Here is a 19,260-nt window from a genome sequence, read left to right on the forward strand (position 1 = left end):
ATTTTCGCCTCGCAGGGCATTACCTTCCACGAAGTTCTGATCGATCCGAGTTTCGCGCACGAAGGCAAGGACACGCGCAAGCCGGGTATCGGGCTGGTGCGCCATTATCTGGCCGACGACGACTGGAGCCGCACGCAGTCGGCGATGGTCGGCGACCGCGAAACCGATGCGCAGTTCGCCGCGAATCTGGGCATACGCAGCTTTCGCCTCGACACCGGTGAGTGGAGCTGGAACGCGATTGTGCACGAACTCTGCGATGCGCCGCGTCGTGCCGTCGTCGAGCGCCGCACCAAGGAAACGCGCATTTCCGTGCAAGTGGATCTGGATGCGAACGCCGAGCCAAAGGTCAGCACGGGCTTCGGCTTCTTCGATCATATGCTTGAGCAACTCGGTAAGCATGGCGGCTTTGCGCTGAGCCTGAGCTGCGAAGGCGACACACATATCGACGAGCACCATACAATCGAGGATTGCGCGCTCGCACTCGGGCAGGCGCTGCGCAAGGCGCTCGGCGACAAGCGCGGTATCGGGCGCTACGGCGCCGCCGCGGAAACGCCCACCGGAGATGCGACCATTGCTATCACCTTGCCGATGGACGAAACCATCGCGCGCGCTGCATTGGACCTGTCAGGACGCGCCTATTTCGTGTTCGACGGTTCCTTCCCGCGCGATCGCGTCGGCGATATTCCGACCGAGCTGGTGCCGCATTTCTTCCGCTCGCTGTGCGACACGCTCGGTGCGAATCTGCATCTGGCCGTGCGCGGCGACAATGCGCATCACATGGTCGAAGCTTGTTTCAAGGTGGTCGCGCGCGCGCTGCGCACGGCGTTGCGCCGCGAAGGTTCGGAGCTGCCGAGCACTAAAGGCATGCTCTAATGGCTGCCGAGCAGAGTTTTTGAAATGCCTTCCGTCGTTCTGGTCGACTCCGGCGGTACCAACATCGGTTCGGTGCGTTATGCGCTGGAGCGCCTCGGCGTCGATGCGCGCTTGAGCGCCGATCTTGGCGAAATCCGCGCGGCGACGCATGTGATCCTGCCCGGCGTCGGCGCTGCGGCACCGGGCATGGCGCGTCTGCGCGAGGTGGGTCTGGTCGATGTCGTGCGCAGTCTGACCCAGCCCGTGCTCGGTGTCTGCCTCGGCATGCAGTTGCTGTTCGAGCATTCCGAAGAAAGCGACACGACGTGCCTTGGGCTGATCCCCGGAAGCTTGCGGATTTTTTCCAAAACCAGGGATTTGCGTGTACCGCATATGGGCTGGAACTCGTTGCACCCGCAGCGCTCCAGCCCCTTGCTGAACGGTATCGGCGATAGCGCCTTCGCATACTTCGTCCACAGCTATGCCGCGCCGATCGGCGACTACACGCTGGCCAGCGCCGACTACGGCGGCGCGTTTTCCGCGGTCGTGCAGCAGCGCAATTTCTACGGCGCCCAGTTCCACCCCGAGCGCTCCGCCGCAGTCGGTGCGAAGCTGCTGCAGAATTTCATTGATTTGTAAAAGGCAAACGTATTCTCGCTCTTGCTGTCTCCGTGTTCTCCGTTTTCTCCGTGGTTCAATCTTTCTTTCGTGTATCGGACATAGTGGAAATTATCCCCGCCATCGATCTGCGCGCAGGTCGGGTCGTACGCCTGAAGCAGGGCGACTACGCTCAGGAAACGCGCTACGCGCTCGATCCGCTCATGCTCGCACACGACTATGCTGCCGCGAGCGCACGCTGGCTGCATCTGGTCGATCTCGATGGCGCGCGCTCGGGCGAAATGGAAAATCTGCGCGTGATCGCCGCGATCGCGACGGCGGGAAAACTGCGAGTGCAAGCCGGCGGCGGCGTGCGCGGCGAAGACGACCTGAAGCGTCTGTTCGACGCCGGGGTGGCACGAGTCGTTGTCGGCAGCGTCGCGGTGCGCGATCCGGGCCTGGTGCAGGGGTGGATTTCCAAATACGGTGCGGACAGCATCTGCATCGCCCTGGATACGCGCAACGACGTCGGCGTATGGACCCTGCCGAGCGCGGGTTGGACGCAAAGCGAAGGCGCGACGCTGGACGAACTTGCGCCGCGCTATGCCGCTGCGGGAGCCATGCACTTGCTCTGCACCGATATCAGCCGCGACGGCATGCTCTCGGGTCCAAATCTGGATTTGTATACGCACCTCGCGCAGATCGCGCCGACTCTGGAGGTGATCGCCTCGGGCGGTGTGCGCGATGTCGCCGATGTGCGCGCCCTGCGCGCGCAGAAGCTGGCCGGAGTCGTGCTTGGACGCAGTCTGCTCGAAGGGCAGTTAACCTTGGCCGAGGCATTTGCATGCTGACCCGGCGCCGCTTCAATCAAGTACCGAGGTCGCGCGCAGCGCGACGATCACTCCCCCTCCTCCGCGCAGCGGGGGAGGGCAAGGGGTGGGGGCAGCGCGCATGTTGACCCGCCGCATCATTCCCTGTCTCGATGTCCGCGATGGGAAGGTCGTAAAAGGCGTGCGCTTCCGCGATCACGTCGAAATGGGCGATATCGTCGATCTGGCCCAGCGCTATCGCGACCAGGGCGCGGACGAACTGGTGTTTTACGATATCACCGCAAGCCCGCAGGGTCGCTCGGTCGATCGCGACTGGGTCGCGCGCGTGGCGCGCGTAATCGATATTCCGTTCTGCGTCGCCGGCGGCATCCGCAACGCCGACGAAGCTCGCGCAATTTTGTACGCGGGAGCGGACAAGGTCTCGGTGAATTCGCCCGCACTCGAGCGCCCGGACCTGATCGACGAGCTTGCCGACGCGTTCGGTGTGCAGTGCGTTGTGGTCGGCATCGATTCGCTGCGCGACGACGACGGCCAGTGGCGCGTGCGCCAATACACCGGCGACCCGACGAAGACCAAGGCGCTCGCGCGATTGACACTGGACTGGGTGACGGAGACCCAGCGACGCGGCGCGGGCGAGATCGTACTCAATTGCATGGGCTCCGACGGCGTGCGGGCCGGCTTCGACCTCGAACAACTGTGCGCCATGCGCGCGATCTGCGATGTGCCGCTGGTCGCATCGGGCGGTGCAGGCGCGATCGACCACTTCCGCGAGGTATTCGACAAAGCCGATGTCGACGCCGCGCTCGCGGCGAGTGTATTTCATTCCGGTGCGATTCCGATTTCCGATCTCAAACGCTATTTGCGTGCTGAAGGCATTGCGGTGAGGCCATGACGACTTTCGATTCGAGCAAACCTGATCTGAGCAAACTCGATTGGGGCAAGGGCGACGGCTTGCTGCCAGCGATCGTGCAGCACTGGCAGAACGGCAGCGTGCTGATGCTTGGCTACATGAACGCGGAGGCGCTGGCGCAGACGCAGCAAAGTGGAAAACTGACGTTTTACAGTCGCAGCAAGCAGCGCCTGTGGGTGAAAGGCGAGACTTCGGGCCACTTCCTGCTGTTGAAATCGCTGCGCGCGGACTGCGACAACGACACGTTCTTAATTACCGCAGAACCGCTCGGGCCGACCTGCCATTTGGGCACGCAGAGTTGTTTCGGCGACGCCAGCTTACCGCCGCTCGCTTTTCTCGCCGATCTCGATGCACTGATCGCGCAACGCGAGCGCGAGCGTCCCGCCGACAGCTATACCACGAAGCTGTTCGACGACGGTGTGCGCCGCATCGCGCAGAAGGTCGGCGAGGAAGGTGTCGAAACCGTGCTCGCCGCGGTCGCGCAGGACGAAGCGGCTTTGCGCTGCGAATCGGCCGATCTGATTTTTCATCTGCTGGTGTTGCTGCGCGCACGCGGCATCGACTTCACCGATGTAGTCGCGGAATTGCGCCAGCGCCACGCCGCAAAATAGTCGGGGTCACCCCGACCTACGCGGTTTCCGGCGGCTATGGCATGATTGGGCGACCGACATCCGCAGGCGCCGCGCTAATGACTCGAAGCAAGCTGGCAACTGGCACGAATTCGCAAACCATCCGTTGTTTACCCCGTCGTGGCATCGTTCTGGCAGTCTTCGGCGCAATCGCGTTCAACGTGCAGGCCACGAGCGCACCCAATCCGCTTGCGCGCGCGATTTTCAAGCAACTGATCGAAATCAACACGACCGATTCGGTCGGCGATACCACGATCGCGGCCAAGGCGATGCAGAAGCGACTGCTCGATGCCGGGTTCGCCGCGCAGGACGCGCAGGTGCTGGTCGGCCCCAATCCGAAGCGCGGCAATCTCGTCGCGCGCCTGCACGGCAATGGCAAGCACAAACCCGTACTGATCATCGGCCATCTGGATGTGGTCGAGGCGAAGCGCGAGGACTGGACGACCGATCCGTTCGTGTTCACCGAGAAGGGCGGCTATTGGTACGGCCGTGGCACGCAGGACATGAAAAGCGCCGATGCGATCGCGATGGCCGCGCTGATCCGCTTCAAGAAAGAAGGTTTTGTACCGGACCGCGACATCGTCCTTGCGCTGACCGCGGACGAAGAGGGCGGCACCGACAACGGCGTAGACTGGCTGCTGAAGAATCATCGTGATCTGATCGACGCCGAGTTCGCGCTCAATCCCGACTCCGGCGGCGTCGATGCGGACGCGGCCAAGCCGGTCCTGATGAATGTCGAAGCGACGGAAAAGCTCTACGCGGATTTCGAGCTGACTGCGACGAACCCCGGCGGACATAGCTCGCTGCCGCGCCCCGACAATGCGATTTACGAACTCACCGGTGCGCTCAACCATCTGCAGGCGACGCCGTTTCCGTTCGAGTTGAATGCGGTCACGCGGGCGTGGCTGGAGCATATGCAGACGATCGAGGACGGCACGCGCAGCCGCGATATCAAGGCCGTGCTGGCGACACCGCCCGATGCGGACGCGATCGCGCGCCTGTCGCAGGATCCGCGCTACAACTCGACTTTGCATACCACCTGCGTCACCACGCTGCTCGCCGCCGGCCATGCCAACAACGCGCTGCCGCAACGCGCGACGGCGAACGTGAATTGCCGCATCCTGCCGGGTCACTCGCCCGAGGAAGTGCGCCAGGATCTGATCCATATCTTCAACGAGCCCAAACTCAGCGTGCGTTACGTCGACCCGGCGACCGCCAAGCCGCTGGACAAGGCGCCGGACAAGAAGGCGATGACGCCGCCGCCGCCGCGCAAGGATGTATTCGACGCGCTCCACGCCGTCGTCGGCAAGATGTGGCCGGGGATTCCGATCGTGCCCGAGATGGAAACCGGTGCGTCGGACAGCATCTACACGATGGCCGCGGGGATTCCGAGCTACGGCGTATCCGGTATCGCGATCGATCGCGACGATGTGCGCGCGCACGGGAAGGACGAGCGCGTGCGCATTGCTGCCTACGATGACGGTGTGGAGTTTTACTACCGCTTTCTGAAGGTGCTGACGAAATCTTGAGCCGATGCGCAGCCTCGGCCCCAGTTGGAGGATTGAACCTCAGCCTCGCGCGAACGCCACGACCTGCGGGTTGTGGTTGTCCGGCGTGGGCCGGTGGCGATTCTGCGGCGGGGCAGCGAACGGCACGGGTGCGCCGAGCTTGATGCCGTCGCTCCACGCCTTGAGGCTGGCTTCGATTTTCGGCGCACTCGACATCTGCGGATAGGAGTGTTCTTCGCTGTCGCGCGTTTCCCAGGCGTCGATCAGCTTGCGCGCCTCGGCGAACGCTTGCGGAAAAGACGCGGTGTGGTTCAGCGCGTCGACGAAAAACGCGCGGCCGAAATCGGTGATCTCCGACTGCGTGCCGCAGCCGAACGAGGCGCGGTCCTTGCGTGCGGCGGCGATGATCATCGTGTCGTCGTTCTTCAGCGCATCGATGAAGCCGCCCGCGTAGCAGGCCGAAATCACGAACACACGGTGCTTGATCGGCGAGTCGGAAAACAGATTGGCAAGATCCTCAGGCTCGATCTGGTCCAGCGGCAGCGGATCCAGACTGACGTAGAGCTCATGTTCGCGCGAACCGTGCGTGGTGATGAAGACCATCAGCACGTCCTGTTGCGGATTCATCTTCCTGCCGAGCGCGTCGATGGCGATTTCCAGGTTCGACAGGCTGGCGATCGGGCGGCGGTCGAGCGTGGAGGGGTTGTTGATCAGGCTCAGTATGTGGCCCGCCGCGGCAAAGCGCCTGGTGAACAGGGTTTCCACGTATTCCACCTCGTTGCGGAACACGTTTTCCTCGCCGTCGCCGGCGAACAGGATCAGGTACAGATTGGTCTTGCCTTCGGTACGCGGTGCAAGCCTGGCCAGCGCTTCGTTGAGACGCTGCGCCTGCGCGTACATGACCTGTTCCGGTGAACCGACGCTTGCGGGCCAGGCCACGGGATGCTGATCAGCGCTGTCGTCCGGAGCGTCCGTGTCCGCCGGTTCGGTCGCGCCGGCAGGTGGGTTTGCCGTGACGATTTTCGCTGGATGCAGGGTGCCCGCCGCGATCAGGGCGCCGAAAACGAAGGCCAGAATGAAAGCGATAAGGAGTCGGAGTTTCATGTGGCGCGCGGGCTATCCATGCGCGTGTCGCTACGGGCGGCGACCGCTGCGCGCATTGTAGCAGGGCTCAGTCCGGCGTAATCGAGGAAAAATCGGCGACGCACGGATGCGCACCCGCTGCAGGACAATCGGACGGTGCGCGTGCGAGAAGCGTGGTGCGCAGGCCGGCGGCGCGTGCCGCGTCGAGTTCCTCGACGATGTCGGACAGGAACAGGATATCCTCCGCGGGCAACCCGATCGCGACGGCTATGCGGCGATAGGAGTCGACTTCGCGCTTGGCGCCGATTTCGGTGTCGAAGTAGCCGGTGAACAGCGGTGTCAGATCGCCCGCATCGCTGTGGCCGAACAACAACTTCTGTGCGGCGACCGAGCCCGACGAGTAAACATACAGGGCAATCTGCTGCCTTTTCCACTTTTGCAGGTTTTCCGCAACATCATGGTAGACGTGCCCGCGGAATTCGCCGCTGCGATAGCCCTCGTCCCAGATCAAGCCCTGCAAGGCCTTGAGCGGTGTGGCTTTGCGGTCTTCGTCGGTCCAGCGCAGCAGCAGGCCGATGACTTCCTGCAGGCTGGCCGAGACCAGGCCATCTTCGCGTGCGGCCTCGTGCAACCAGTGCTGCACCTCGGGTTTGTCCGCGTGGGTGACGACGAACGCGGGCAGGTGTTTGCGCGCATACGGAAACAGCACGTCCTTGACGAAGCTGATCGAACTCGTGGTGCCTTCGATGTCGGTGACTATGGCTTTGATCATTGCGTTGCGCGGATCAAGTTCTTGGCCCTGCGCTGCCTTGCTCCACATTCGCCGCATACGCGGATTCGATCGCGCGCTTGACCGCAACCGGGTCGACCACGCGCGAGAATATGAGGCTGCTTTCACCGCGTCCGGTCACGCGCACGTCGCCGAAGCCGAGCATGCGGCCCCAAGTGCTCTGACGCAGGTCGACGGTTTCGATCGCTGACAGGCGCAGTTCCTCGGTTTCGCGGCTCATGATGCCGGTCTTGCGCACGACGCGTCGGTTGGTCACGCCCAGTTCGATTGCGCGCAGACGCAGCCACTCGTAGATCGTGATGAAAATGCCGACCACGAGCGGGATCAATACGATGCCGAAAATCAGTCGGCCCTTGGCCGTCCAATGCAGCGCGAAGCGGGCGACGACCACTTCGCCCGGTGCCAGCGATTCGTCGAGGTAACTCATGCGGCCAGCGGCTGCGCGCGCAGGCGCGGAAACTGCTGGGCGATATCGCTGCCGGTGAAATTCGCCACCCAGCCTTCCTTGTTGGTGAACAGGCGGATCGCGACGAAGTAGGGCGCCTCGCTCATGTCGAACCAGTGCCGCGTGTTGTCCGGCACGCCGATCAGATCGCCCTGCATGCACAGCACTTCGTATACTTTTTTACCGATATGCAATGTGAACTGGCCGCGGCCGGCGACGAAGAAACGCACTTCGTCCTCCGAATGCGAGTGTTCGTTGAGAAACTTCTGGCGCAGCATGGCGCGGTCGGGATGATCGGGCGTGAGGCTGATCACATCCACCGCCTGGTAGCCCTGTTCGCGCTGCAGGCGCCCGATATCCTCGCGGTATGCGGCGATGACCTCGTCCTGACTCGCGCCAGGCACGACCGGCTTGGACGCCTCCCACTGCTCGAAGCGCACGCCGACCGCGTTCAACTCGCGCGAGATATCGGCATGCCAGGTGAACGTGTGCAACGGCGTGCGGCCGTCGGTTTCGGAATAGATGCGCAGTTCGCTCATGATCTCAACTTCCGCAAGTCCAGCTCGCAATTGAGCAGAAATTCAAACGCCTCGATATGCCGCTCGGCTTCGGCCATGTCGCGGCCCCAGGTGTAGATGCCGTGTCCGTCGATAAGATAACCATATAGAGGCTTGTTCGCGGCAATCCAAGTATCCACCTTTTCGACCAGCTCCGGCATGTGCTGCGTATTGGGAAAAACCGGCAGATCCAGTTGCGACTCGTGCGTCGTGTGACCCGCAATCGCCTTCTGCAGTTCATAGCCCTCGAAGCGGATCACGCCGCTGCTTGCATACAGGCGCGAGGCGACGGTCTGCGCGAGCGAATGCGTATGCAGCACCGCGTTGGCGCCGGCGAAGCGCTGATAAACGTGCGTATGTAGCAGCGTTTCCGCCGACGGCCGTGTTGCGCTACCTACGGCGTGCCCGTGCATATCCACGACCATGACGTCGTCCGCCGTCAGCGCACCCTTGTCGCGGCCGGAAATCGTGATCGCGGCATGCGCGTCGTCCAGGCGCATGGAAAAATTGCTGCTCGTGGCCGGAGTCAGGCCGCGCGCCGCGAGCCGCAATCCGGCGGCGGCGATCGCTTGCGCGCAGGCGGCGAGGTGGGGGGTTGTGTAGGCCAAAGTCAGCTCCGTCCACTCAGTACGAATGTGCGGCACCATTTTAGCGCGTGCGTATGACGGCGACGATAGCTCGTCGATGTTCTCACAGACTGAAAACCAGTCTCAGGCCCTCGTCGACGCGTTGCATCGCGGAGCCGGGCAACGCGCGAACACGCTGGGTAAGCAGTGTTCGATCGATAGTCAGAACCTGCGACACATTCACGACCGAAGGTTTGGCCAAGCCGGAATCGGATTTGCCGATACGCACATTGCCCGGCGCTTCAGCCAGGGCAAGATTCGAGGTGATCACCGCGACGATGACCGTGGCGATGCGGCTCTCATTGAACGGATTGGATTGAACGACGAGCACCGGCCGTCGCATTCCCGGTCCGGAGTCAGCCGGAGCCGGCAGGGACGCCCACCAGATTTCACCACGTTTCATCGGCTACGGATCGAAGCTGAGCATGCGCCAGCACGTCGTCCAGGCCAGACGACTCCGCGTCATAAACGGCATTGAGTTTCGCCGTGACCGCGTCGGCGCCGCGCGAACCAAGATATGCGGAAAGCGCTTCCGAATAGAGTTGACTGCGCGATACCTTGCGTTGCCGGGCAAGATGCTCCGCGGCCTTGAACACGGGATTGGGAACCGAGATGGCAACTTTCATGCTGCGATGGTATCACCGGAGTATGACCGCGGCAACAAGGCGCGCATCGCCAGAGGAAATATGACAGGTTGTGCGACGTACGAAATCCAATCTCGCCAACTGAGACTGTACGCTGTCACAATTGCCACATGGCTTGAAAGCGGGTGAGTGCGACGTGCCGACGATTCCAAATGATGTGGTGTGGTGGGGCCTGATTGCGCTGAGCGCGTTTGCGCTCGGTATGCTGATTGCGTGGCTGCTCGGTCGCGCGCGCGTGCGCGCGGCGCTGCTGGCGGGGCGGGCGAGTCGCGATGCGGAAGTCGCGCAGCTCAGCGCGGAACATGAGGCGGCAACCCGTGATCTGCAGCGGTTGCAGGGCGAACACGCGACGCTCGGCACCGAGCTGGACGAGCACCGCCGCCGCCTGTTCGCACTCGGCAACGAACGCGCGACGCTGGCCGGGCGACTGGAGAGATTGACCCAAGCCGATAACGACCTTGCCGCCGCGCGCGCTGAATCGCTGAAGTGGCGCGAGGCCTGCCAACGCGCCGAGCAACGCGTGACGGAAATGGCGACGCGGATCAACGAGCAACAGCATGCGGCGCAGGAACGCGAAACCCTGCTCAAGCACGTACGCGACGAATTCAGCGACAAGTTCAAGTCGCTGGCCAACGATCTGCTCGAGGAAAAAGGCAAAAAGTTCAGCGAAGACAATCAGGCGCAGATCGGCGTCCTGCTCAACCCCTTGCGCGAGCAACTCGGCGACTTTCGCAAACGCGTCGACGACGTTTACGACAAGGAGAGCCGCGAGCGTCAATTGCTCAAGGTCGAGATCGATGCGCTGAAGAACCTCAATCAGCGCATCAGCGACGATGCGACGAATCTGGCGCGCGCCTTGAAAGGCGAATCGCGCACGCAGGGCGCGTGGGGCGAACTCATACTCGAACGATTGCTCGAAGCGTCGGGCCTGCAGAAGGGCCGTCAATACGAAACCCAGACGGTGCTGCGCGGCGAATCCGGTGCCAATTCACGGCCGGATGTGATCGTGCGTCTGCCCGAAGGGCGCGATCTGGTCATCGACGCGAAGGTGTCATTGACAGCATACGAACGCTACTGCGCGTCCGCCGATGAGCACGAACGCGGTGAATACCTGGCGGCGCATCTGGCCTCCTTGCGAACGCACGTGAAACAGCTCGCGGAGCGACGCTACAGCGATCTGCCGGGGGTGAACTCGCTCGAATTCGTGCTGATGTTCGTGCCGGTCGAAGCGGCGTACATCGAAGCCGTGCACCATGACGACACGCTGCACGCATTCGCGCTGGAAAAGCAGATCGTGATCGTCACGACTTCGACGCTGCTGGCGACGCTGCAGACAGTGAGCAGCCTGTGGCGCTTCGACGATCGCAATCGCAACGCGCTAGAAATCGCCGACCGCGCGGGCAAGCTCTACGACAAATTCGCCGGCTTCGTCGACGATCTGCAGGATGCGCACAACAAGTTCGAAGCGGCGCGCAGCTCACTGGCGTCGGCATCGGGCAAGCTCAATACCGGGCGCGGCAATCTGCTTGGCCAAGTGGAAAAACTGCGCGAGCTTGGCGCCAAGGCGAGCAAGACTCTGCCCGCGGAACTGGTCGAACGCGCCCAGGTGGAAGAAGTGCAGGCCCGGCTGGATGGAAATGGCGGGTCGCGCGAAGACGCGCCGTGAGACGTCCGCTTCGTCGCGATGTGGCTAGTGGGTCTGCGATGCCAGTGCGGCAGCTGCGACGAATTCGCGATGCAGCTTGCTGTGACGATAGCTGTAGCTGAAGTACAGCACGAATCCGACGGTAGTCCAGATCGTCGTCAGCCACCAGTTGTACGAGCCGAAAGTCGACAGCAGGATCAGGCAGCTCGCCACGCCGAGGAAGCAGATCAGCGGCGCGGCCGGGATGCGGAACGGGCGCGGGATTTCGGGGTGGTAGATGCGCAGGATCCACACGCCGGCGCAGACTGCGGCGAAACTGATCAGGGTGCCGATAGAAGTCAGGTCGCCAAGGATATCGAGTGGAAATATCGCGGCAAGCACGGCGATGCCGATGCCGGTGATCACCGTGTTGATATGCGGCGTGCGATATTTCGGATGGATGCGCGAGAACACCGGCGGCAGCAGGCCGTCGTTGGCCATGATCATGAAGATGCGCGGCTGGCCGATAACCATGCACAGGATCACGCTCGACAGGCCGATCAGCGCACCGACTTCGACGATCCAGCGCAGCCAGGCCAGTTGCGGATGACTAGCCACGGCAGTCACTACCGGCTCGCTGGTGCCGAGCTGGGTATACGACATCAGGCCGGTGAGTACCGCGGCCATGCCGATGTAGAGCACGGTGCAGATCGCCAGCGACGCGAGCATGCCCAGCGGCAGGTCGCGCTTGGGATTGAGCGATTCCTGTGCAGCGACCGAGGTCGCCTCGAAACCGATATAGGCGAAGAACACCATCGATGCGCCACGCAGCACGCCGGACCAGCCGTACTTGCCGGGCTCGGGACTCTCCGGAATGAACGGCGTCCACAGGCTGGTGTCGACATAGCTCCAACCGGCGAAGATCACGAGCACGATCAGGCAAACCTTCAACGCGACCATCACGGTATTGACCGAGGCCGACTCGCGGATGCCGATGTAGCACAGCCAGGTCAGCGCCATCACGATCCCCACTGCGGGCAGGTTCATGACCGCGCCGGTCGGTTTGAGCTGCGCATCCAGCGGCGCGTTGGTCAAAGCGGCGGGTAAATGTATACCGACATGGTCGAGCAGGCTGACGAAGTAGCCGGTCCAGCTCGACGCAACCGCGGAGGCCGACACGCCGTACTCGAGGATCAGCATCCAGCCGATAAACCACGCGGCACCTTCGCCCAAAGTTGCGTAGGTATAGGAGTAGGCAGAGCCCGATACCGGCACCATCGCCGCGAACTCCGCATAGCACAGCGCGCAGAACGTGCAGCAGATCGCCGCCAGCACGAAGGACAGGATGATCGCCGGACCGGCATGCTCGGCCGCGGCCGTGCCGGTAATGACGAAAATGCCGCCGCCGATCACCGCACCGATGCCGATCGCGGTCAGGCCCCAGGGCCCGAGCGTGCGGCGCAATTCCAGTTCGCCTGCCTCCTTGTTGACGGCGAGCGGATGCTTGGTGCGGAGCAGTTGCTTGAGCATTCGATTTCCAATACAGCGAAGTTGCAACGTGAGGCATGGACGCCTCAACGAGCGCGTCAAGCGCTTGATTCGTTGTAGCCGAGTCCTTCAAAAACTGGCCGGCGCGAACGCCGGCCCGCTTCAATCACCCGACACTCATTCGATCAACCCACATAGCCGGGAGCAAGCTGACTGCGCTTGTATCCATACAACCGGTAGATCACGAGGCCGATCAGGGCCCACACCACGAACACCACTTTCGCGGTCATGCTCAGGTTGACGAACAGCAGCAGGCAGCCGAACACCGCGAGCGGGCAGACGATCCATGCGAATGGCGTGCGGAACGGGCGCGGACGATCCGGTTGTTGCTTGCGCAGGATCAGCACGCCGATCGAGACCATGGCAAACGCGAGCAGGGTGCCGGAGTTCGAGGTATCGGCGAGCTTGCCGACCGGGAACAGCGCCGCGCAGATCGAGACAACGATGCCGGTGAGGATCGTGATCACATGCGGGGTGAAGAAGCGCGGATGCACCTTCGACAGCACATCGGGCAGCAGACCGTCGCGCGACATTGTGAAGAAGATGCGGGTCTGGCCGAACATCATCATCAGAATGACCGAGGGCAGGGCAAGGATCGCGGCGATGCCGATCCAGTCGCCGAGAGCGTTATGACCGAGCAGGCGCAGCACATGCGCGAGTGGCTCGTTGCTGCAGACGAGGGCTTGTGAGTTGACGCAGGCTGCCACCATGGCCGGAGTGCCAGGGTCGAGCGGCAGGCCATCGGCGCCGAGCATCGGCTGCGCACCTACCGAACCGGCCGCGGCGTAGCCGACCAGCAAATAGAAGATCGTGCAGATCGTCAGCGAAGCGATCAGACCAATCGGGATATTGCGATTGGGATTCTTGGTTTCCTCCGCTGCGGTCGACACGGCGTCGAAGCCGACATAGGCGAAGAAGATCGACGCCGCCGCGCCAAGCACGCCGACACCGCCGAGCGGACTGCCCCAGCCACCGGGCAGGAATGGTTCGAAATTGCTGCTCTTGACTGCAGGGAAGGCGACGAAGATGAACATGGTCAACGCGACGATCTTGATCGCCACGAGCACGGCGTTGACGCGCGCACTCTTGGAGGTGCCGATCACCAGCAACACGGTTACCGCGAGGCCGATCAGGAACGCGAGCAGGTTGAAACCGCCGCCAGCGAACAGGCCCATGCGCAGATATTCTGGTAGCGCTAGCGCGCCGGGTTGCACGAGACCAAAAAGATCCGCATGCGCCAATAGTCCGTTCATGTAGCCAGACCAGCCGACGCAGACCACGGCAGCGCCGATACCGTATTCGAGTCCAAGCGCCCAGCCGACGATCCATGCGACGAATTCGCCGAGCACGCCGTAGGTATAGGTATACGCTGACCCGGATACCGGGATCATCGCCGCCAGTTCGGCATAGGCGAGCGCGGCAAGCCCGCAGACGATGGCCGCGATGACGAAGGCGAGCATCATGGCGGGACCGGCTTTCTGTCCGGCCTCGGCGGTCAAGACGAAGATACCGGTGCCGATCACGGCACCGATACCGAGCAGGGTCAGCTGGATTGGACCGAGCTGGCGCTTGAGCGATTTCTTTTCAGCCGTTTCGAGAATCTTGTCGAGCGGTTTTACACGCCAAAAAAGCATTGATGCGCTCCCCGGAGCTGGTGGCTTTGCGAAACGGCGACCCGAAGCAACCTGGCCGCCGTATGGTCGTGCAACCATCAGCCCTTCTTCGATCAGTCCGGGGCCGTGATGCATCGGCTAAAATACGCGACCACAAGATGCCGAGCAAGCGGTGTTGCACAAGCCAATGACTGAAACCCAAGCGCCATCCCTGCAACCGCACCAACGGCGCTGGCTGGACTTGCTTGACGACTACGCCCAGCGGCAGGCCGACGAGGCCGATTCGATCGCACTGTTTCGCGTTTTCATGAGCGCGCACGCCGATGCGGCCGAGCGTAGCTTGGCCCACGGCCATTTGACCGGTTCGGCTTGGCTGGTCAGCAAAGATGGGCAGCGTGTATTGCTGACCCACCACCGCAAGCTTGATCGCTGGCTGCAGCTTGGTGGCCATGCCGACGGCGATGCCGATCTCGCGCGCGTCGCATTGCGCGAGGCGGAGGAGGAGTCGGGTTTGTCCGATCTCGTCGTCGAACCCGGAGTTTTCGATCTGGATCGCCACGAAATTCCGGCGCGTGGCGATGAGCCAGCACACTGGCACTACGATGTGCGCTTTGTTGTACACACGACCGGCAATGAGGCGTTTTCAGTCAGCGATGAATCACATGCGCTGGGGTGGCGCGACATTGCTGCGGTCGAGAAAGACGCTGACGCAGACGACTCGTTGCGGCGCATGGCGCGCAAATGGTTGCGCGAAAATCAAGCGACTTAGACGAGGTCGCGAACCATGATCGAATCGGTCTGCGCATCGTTACCGAGATGAAATACATGCGCGCCGACTTCGTGGAACCCGTATTTGCGATAAAACGCGATCGCGCGCAGATTGTGCTCCCAGACACCGAGCCAGATGGCTTGCATGCCAAGTTTGGCAGCCTCAGCGAAAACGGACTCCATCAGGCGCTGGGCAACGCCGCATCCGAGCCAGGCCTTGTCGATATAGAAGTGCCATAACTCGATCGCGCCGCCCATGGTTACGCATTCCGGTGTGTGTCCGCTGCGCAGTTGCGCGTAACCGATGGCGCAGTCGTCGTGTTCGACGAGCAGGGTACGAATCTGCGGCGATCCGATTTCCGCCAGTTGCTTCGCTGGACTGTAGGACGCCGAGATATGCGCGGCCACATTGGCAGGCGTGTTCACGGCGGCGAAGGTGTCGCGGAACGTGCGTTCGGCGAGATCGGCCAAAGCCACCGCATCGGCAGAGGCCGCCGGTCGAATGCGCAAAGCTGGTGCCAACGCGATCGTGGGCGGGGACATCTGGCGCTTATGCCCTGCCGGAGAATTCGCCCGTCGTCGTGCTGACCAGAATCTTCTCGCCGGTGGTCACGTATTCGGGTACCAGAATTTCGATGCCGGTGTTGAGCTTGGCGGGTTTGGGCCGCTTGGTCGCAGTGGCGCCTTTCAGTTCCGGTGCGGTGTCGACGACCTGGAGCGTCACCGTTTGCGGCAGCTGCAGGGCGACGGCTTGATCGTCGATCAATTGCAGATAGCAGCCTTCGAGGCCGTCGACGATATAGCCTGCCGCGTCGCCGACCGCCTCCGCGTCGAGCGTGTACTGGGTGTAATCCTCGCTGTCCATGAACACGAATGCCTCGCCGTCCTTGTAGGAGAAAGTTGCCGCGCGGCGAACGAGCTCGGTTTCCTTGAGATCGTCGTCGGCGCGCAGAGACAGATCCAGCTTCTGCGCCCCGGGCACCGAATACATGATGAAGCGATAGGTGACATTGCCACCGCGCGCCTGCGGCGAGCTGCGTTCGATGTCGCGAATCTGCCAGACCTTGCCGTTGTGTTCGACGACGTTGCCGCGTTTGAGTTCGAAGGCTTTCATAAATAGATTGAGACTTGATGGGTTGGGGAAATTGGGCAGACGGGCAGACGGGCAGACGGTGAGACGGGAGACGTACGGGAAGACGGGAAACGTACCGCAGCGAAGTGTTCTTCCTTCTATCCGTCTCCCCGTCTACTCATCTCCCCGGCCTCATTTCGGTGCCAATCGAATCGCCCCATCCAGCCGAATCACGCTGCCGTTGAGGTAGCGGTTTTCGAGGATGAAAGCGACGGTCGCGGCGAATTCCTCGGGTGTGCCGAGGCGCGATGGAAAGGGTACTTGTGCACAAAGGGATTCGTATACATTGGCCGGCATACCACCGACCATCGGCGTGTGGAATACGCCCGGCGCGACGGTCATCACGCGCACGCCGATGCGTGCGAATTCGCGCGCCATCGGCAGGGTCATGCCGATCACACCACCCTTGGACGCCGCATAGGCAGCCTGGCCGATCTGCCCTTCATAGGCGGCGATCGATGCGGTGTTGACGATCACGCCGCGTTCGCCGTCTTCGCCCGGTCTGCCTTCGTCGGGCACGTTGTGCTGCATCAGGTCGGCGGCGGCCTTGGCCACGTTGAAGCTGCCGATCAGATTGACCAACACCGTGGTCTGGAAAGTCTTCAGCGGCATCGGGCCGTCCTTGCCGAGCACGCGGCCAGCGCCGAGGATGCCGGCGCAGTTGATCGCGACATTCAATCCGCCCATGCGTTCGGCAGCCTGTTTCAACGCCGCGACTACATCGCTTTCGGAAGTGACATCGGTGCGCTGATAACCCGCCGCCGCGCCCAGCTCGGCCACCGCCGCTGCGCCTTTCTCGTCGTCGATATCGAGCAGGGCAACCTTCGCCCCGTGCGCGACAAGGTGTTTGGCGACGGCAAGGCCGAGACCGGAAACGCCGCCCGTTATGACCGCTTTGGTTTGATCGATTTGCACGCCGCGCGCCCTGTCGTTGTCCAAGGGCGCGCATTGTAGCCGAACATCGGCCCTTCCCTCAGCCGAGAAAGCCCAGATTCGTCGTCGTGAAGTTTCCCAGGTAGGGAAAGATCGTCGCGATATCGCAACTTTGCACGCCGAGCCAGCTCGCAAGCGTTGCCGAATACTGATCGCAGGAGACACCCGGAATCATCTGTCCTCGCGCCAGACAGTCCGGACCGTTCAACGCCTGGTTGGGAAATACGCTGCCACTCGCTGCGGGCGCGCCGTAAAGACGTTGACCCTTTACCGCGCCGCCCATGACGAACTGGATGCCGGCCCAAGCGTGGTCGGTGCCGTCGCCGTTCGAGTTCAAGGTGCGCGCGAATTCGGACAAGGTGAACGTGGTGATCGATTGTGGAATTCCCAGATCGTTGACCGTGCAATCATGAAACGCGCCCAAGGCCTGGGAAATCGTCGTGTACAACTGCGGCTGCTCGACGAGTTGGCTGTCGTGCGTATCGAAGCTGCCATAGCTGATGAAGAATATCTGCCGATTCGCCTTGAGCGTTGAGCGCACCGAGATGATTTTGGCGATCTCCGCCAGCGCAGCGGCGACCGGATTGTTGGTGGGGAATTGGGTCGTCAACGCTGGGGCGTTGCTCAGCGCGGCTTGCATCGTATTGTAGTAGGCCAGTGAATTGCTCACGGTAGACGCGTACGTGCGTGAAAGCGGATCCGGATAGGTTTCCGCGAGCATGCTCTCAAGTGTGCTCAGCCGTGCAGCGCCAGCGCTGCCGGTATAGCCCGACAAGCCGGCGGGACCACTGCTCGACAAGGTATAGGGCTGGACCGAAACGCCGGCCTGAAAGCGATTCTGCCCGCTCAGGGAAATCGACATCGGAATCGTCGCGCCGGGATTGAGCACATGCAGCCGATCCGCGATCAGGCCACCCCAGCCGGTGATACCATTTTCCTGCGGCTGGCCGTATTGCCATTGTGCCTGCTGATCGGCGTGCGAGAACAATTGGGGTGGGACCGGATAGGCCGGGCTGAGATATTGCGTCTTGGTGACCGGCTGCAGGGCCGTGCCGACATTCACCACGAAGGCGCCATTGCCGCTGTTGAAAACATTCGCCAACTCGGTGAGGTTCGGATGCAGTCCGTAGGTTTCGCCGCTGGCTGCGCCGAGAACGTTCACCGGCACGAGGCTGCTCTGCGCGATCGCCATGCCTTGTGGTGCGCCGCCGCTGCGCGAAGTGCTGTAGGTTGCGTAACGCGCCGCGTCGCTCGGGATCAGCATGTTCCACGAGTCGTTGCCACCGAGCAGAAAAATGCAGATCAGGGCCTTGTAGTCGTTGACCGCGCCATAGCTGCAGGACTGGGCCAGCGCGGAATTCATCAGGCCGAACTGGGTCAGCAGGGCACCGCCGGTGGCGCAGGCGATGCTGCTGCATGCGGCGTCGCGCAGGAAATCGCGCCGTGAACGGGAGAATGCTGTGGACATGATGCGTCTCACTTCTGAATGGCGAATTCGGGCGAGGCAAGCACGAGCTGCAATGCGGCCTGCGCGCGCGCCGTGGGATTGCTCGCAGCCATGGTATTGATCAGGTTGACCAGATTCGTCCGCGTCGTCCCGCTCATGCTGCCGTAAAGCAGGTCGTGATCGACCTGGTCGACCAGAGCGCCGGAGTTCGCTGCCAGAGCGTTCAGATTACCCAGATCGATCGCGATCGTGCTTGCGGTATTTTTGCTGTTGCCGACATACGCGCCGACGCGATTGGTAAGGTCGTTGGCCGTGGTCACTGTGGTGGATTCGCTGAGGATCTGGAATTCCGGCGCGAACAAACCGGCGCTGGCAAGCTCTCCGGGCGGCAGGTAGCCCGGCGAATAGAAATTGAATACCGACGCTGCGCCCTGCGGGCGTTGCGCGTAGCTGGTCTGCGGATTGGAAAATGTATACAAGCCATTTTGCGCGGCGGCGCCATAGTAACGCCAGAGTGCAGTGAGCTTGAGCAGCGGTTCGCGCGCCTTGCCGAATACGTAGCTGTGGTATTGCGACGGAATCGATCCGGTCAGCGCTTCGTTGTCGGTCAGCACCGCGGTGATCACCTTGCCGAGATCGCCGCCATTCGCGCTGAACACGGCGCTCACACGTGCGACGTAGTCCGGGGTTGGGTTGCTGGTGACGAAGTGCTGGATCAGCTGGC

Annotated in this window: 22 protein-coding genes; 8 read left to right on the top strand and 14 right to left on the bottom strand. The window is 62.4% G+C overall.

Features of this window, described 5'->3' with window-relative positions; all coding sequences use genetic code 11:
- The 6 genes from hisB to VIE67_RS08935 form a co-directional block, all read left to right on the top strand.
- On the top strand, positions 1-873 hold an 873-nt coding region (hisB, locus tag VIE67_RS08910), incomplete at its 5' end, for an imidazoleglycerol-phosphate dehydratase HisB (RefSeq protein ID WP_332025347.1).
- Between the two features lie 24 nt (positions 874-897).
- Entirely contained in the window at positions 898-1,491 is a 594-nt protein-coding gene (gene hisH / locus VIE67_RS08915) for an imidazole glycerol phosphate synthase subunit HisH (RefSeq protein ID WP_332025349.1), read from the top strand.
- Between the two features lie 83 nt (positions 1,492-1,574).
- Positions 1,575-2,300, top strand: a complete 726-nt coding sequence (gene hisA, locus VIE67_RS08920; protein WP_332025352.1) for a 1-(5-phosphoribosyl)-5-[(5-phosphoribosylamino)methylideneamino]imidazole-4-carboxamide isomerase — start codon at positions 1,575-1,577, stop codon at positions 2,298-2,300.
- Positions 2,301-2,400: 100 nt separating this feature from the next.
- Positions 2,401-3,171 carry an imidazole glycerol phosphate synthase subunit HisF gene (gene hisF / locus VIE67_RS08925; RefSeq protein WP_332025354.1) on the top strand — a complete coding sequence of 257 codons (771 nt, stop codon included), beginning with the start codon at positions 2,401-2,403 and terminating at the stop codon, positions 3,169-3,171.
- Positions 3,168-3,800 carry a bifunctional phosphoribosyl-AMP cyclohydrolase/phosphoribosyl-ATP diphosphatase HisIE gene (gene hisIE, locus VIE67_RS08930; protein WP_332025356.1) on the top strand — a complete coding sequence of 211 codons (633 nt, stop codon included), beginning with the start codon at positions 3,168-3,170 and terminating at the stop codon, positions 3,798-3,800. The genes hisF and hisIE overlap by 4 nt, the downstream gene beginning before the upstream one ends.
- Before the next feature lie 77 nt (positions 3,801-3,877).
- Positions 3,878-5,347, top strand: coding sequence for a M20/M25/M40 family metallo-hydrolase (locus VIE67_RS08935; protein ID WP_332025358.1), 1,470 nt, complete (start codon positions 3,878-3,880; stop codon positions 5,345-5,347).
- Between the two features lie 39 nt (positions 5,348-5,386).
- Here the strand turns inward: VIE67_RS08935 and VIE67_RS08940 are convergent, their stop codons facing one another.
- The 7 genes from VIE67_RS08940 to VIE67_RS08970 form a co-directional block, all read right to left on the bottom strand.
- Positions 5,387-6,430 carry a C13 family peptidase gene (locus VIE67_RS08940; RefSeq protein WP_332025360.1) on the bottom strand — a complete coding sequence of 348 codons (1,044 nt, stop codon included), beginning with the start codon at positions 6,428-6,430 and terminating at the stop codon, positions 5,387-5,389.
- Positions 6,431-6,497: 67 nt separating this feature from the next.
- The gene (gene mtnC, locus VIE67_RS08945) at positions 6,498-7,181 is read right to left on the bottom strand and encodes an acireductone synthase (protein ID WP_332025362.1); all 684 of its coding nucleotides are present in this window, start codon (positions 7,179-7,181) and stop codon (positions 6,498-6,500) included.
- 13 nt (positions 7,182-7,194) lie between these two features.
- A complete protein-coding gene (locus tag VIE67_RS08950) occupies positions 7,195-7,626 on the bottom strand; it encodes a PH domain-containing protein (RefSeq protein WP_332025364.1) in 432 nt (143 codons plus the stop codon).
- A complete protein-coding gene (locus VIE67_RS08955) occupies positions 7,623-8,183 on the bottom strand; it encodes a 1,2-dihydroxy-3-keto-5-methylthiopentene dioxygenase (protein WP_332025366.1) in 561 nt (186 codons plus the stop codon). The genes VIE67_RS08950 and VIE67_RS08955 overlap by 4 nt, the downstream gene beginning before the upstream one ends.
- Positions 8,180-8,809 carry a methylthioribulose 1-phosphate dehydratase gene (locus VIE67_RS08960; protein WP_332025368.1) on the bottom strand — a complete coding sequence of 210 codons (630 nt, stop codon included), beginning with the start codon at positions 8,807-8,809 and terminating at the stop codon, positions 8,180-8,182. The genes VIE67_RS08955 and VIE67_RS08960 overlap by 4 nt, the downstream gene beginning before the upstream one ends.
- Before the next feature lie 82 nt (positions 8,810-8,891).
- Entirely contained in the window at positions 8,892-9,230 is a 339-nt protein-coding gene (locus VIE67_RS08965; RefSeq protein ID WP_332025370.1) for a type II toxin-antitoxin system PemK/MazF family toxin, read from the bottom strand.
- Positions 9,217-9,453 (bottom strand): ribbon-helix-helix domain-containing protein, encoded by a 237-nt coding sequence (locus tag VIE67_RS08970; RefSeq protein WP_332025372.1) that lies wholly within the window; start codon positions 9,451-9,453, stop codon positions 9,217-9,219. Before VIE67_RS08970 ends, VIE67_RS08965 begins: the two co-directional genes overlap by 14 nt.
- Before the next feature lie 154 nt (positions 9,454-9,607).
- On the opposite strand from VIE67_RS08970, the gene VIE67_RS08975 reads away from it, so the two are divergent.
- Complete coding sequence (locus tag VIE67_RS08975) at positions 9,608-11,137, top strand: DNA recombination protein RmuC (protein ID WP_332025374.1); 1,530 nt, start codon at positions 9,608-9,610, stop codon at positions 11,135-11,137.
- Between the two features lie 24 nt (positions 11,138-11,161).
- Here the strand turns inward: VIE67_RS08975 and VIE67_RS08980 are convergent, their stop codons facing one another.
- Positions 11,162-12,625 (bottom strand): amino acid permease, encoded by a 1,464-nt coding sequence (locus VIE67_RS08980; protein WP_332025376.1) that lies wholly within the window; start codon positions 12,623-12,625, stop codon positions 11,162-11,164.
- Positions 12,626-12,768: 143 nt separating this feature from the next.
- Positions 12,769-14,277, bottom strand: a complete 1,509-nt coding sequence (locus tag VIE67_RS08985) for an amino acid permease (RefSeq protein WP_332025377.1) — start codon at positions 14,275-14,277, stop codon at positions 12,769-12,771.
- A 166-nt stretch (positions 14,278-14,443) separates the two neighbouring features.
- Between VIE67_RS08985 and VIE67_RS08990 the strand changes: the two genes are divergently transcribed.
- Positions 14,444-15,025 (top strand): NUDIX hydrolase, encoded by a 582-nt coding sequence (locus VIE67_RS08990; RefSeq protein ID WP_414707327.1) that lies wholly within the window; start codon positions 14,444-14,446, stop codon positions 15,023-15,025.
- Here the strand turns inward: VIE67_RS08990 and VIE67_RS08995 are convergent.
- From VIE67_RS08995 to VIE67_RS09015, 5 genes are all read right to left on the bottom strand, one after another.
- Positions 15,022-15,567 (bottom strand): GNAT family N-acetyltransferase, encoded by a 546-nt coding sequence (locus VIE67_RS08995; protein ID WP_332025379.1) that lies wholly within the window; start codon positions 15,565-15,567, stop codon positions 15,022-15,024. The two genes, VIE67_RS08990 and VIE67_RS08995, sit on opposite strands and share 4 nt — an antisense overlap.
- Positions 15,568-15,574: 7 nt before the next feature.
- On the bottom strand, positions 15,575-16,138 hold the full coding sequence (gene yeiP / locus VIE67_RS09000; RefSeq protein WP_332025381.1) for an elongation factor P-like protein YeiP: 564 nt from the start codon (positions 16,136-16,138) through the stop codon (positions 15,575-15,577).
- 150 nt (positions 16,139-16,288) lie between these two features.
- On the bottom strand, positions 16,289-17,071 hold the full coding sequence (locus VIE67_RS09005) for an SDR family NAD(P)-dependent oxidoreductase (RefSeq protein ID WP_332025383.1): 783 nt from the start codon (positions 17,069-17,071) through the stop codon (positions 16,289-16,291).
- 58 nt (positions 17,072-17,129) lie between these two features.
- Positions 17,130-18,557 (bottom strand): DUF1501 domain-containing protein, encoded by a 1,428-nt coding sequence (locus tag VIE67_RS09010; RefSeq protein WP_332025385.1) that lies wholly within the window; start codon positions 18,555-18,557, stop codon positions 17,130-17,132.
- 8 nt (positions 18,558-18,565) lie between these two features.
- On the bottom strand, positions 18,566-19,260 hold a 695-nt coding region (locus tag VIE67_RS09015), incomplete at its 5' end, for a DUF1800 family protein (RefSeq protein WP_332025386.1).

It is taken from the genome of Rudaea sp. (assembly GCF_036560865.1).
Classification (GTDB): Bacteria; Pseudomonadota; Gammaproteobacteria; order Xanthomonadales; family Rhodanobacteraceae; genus Rudaea.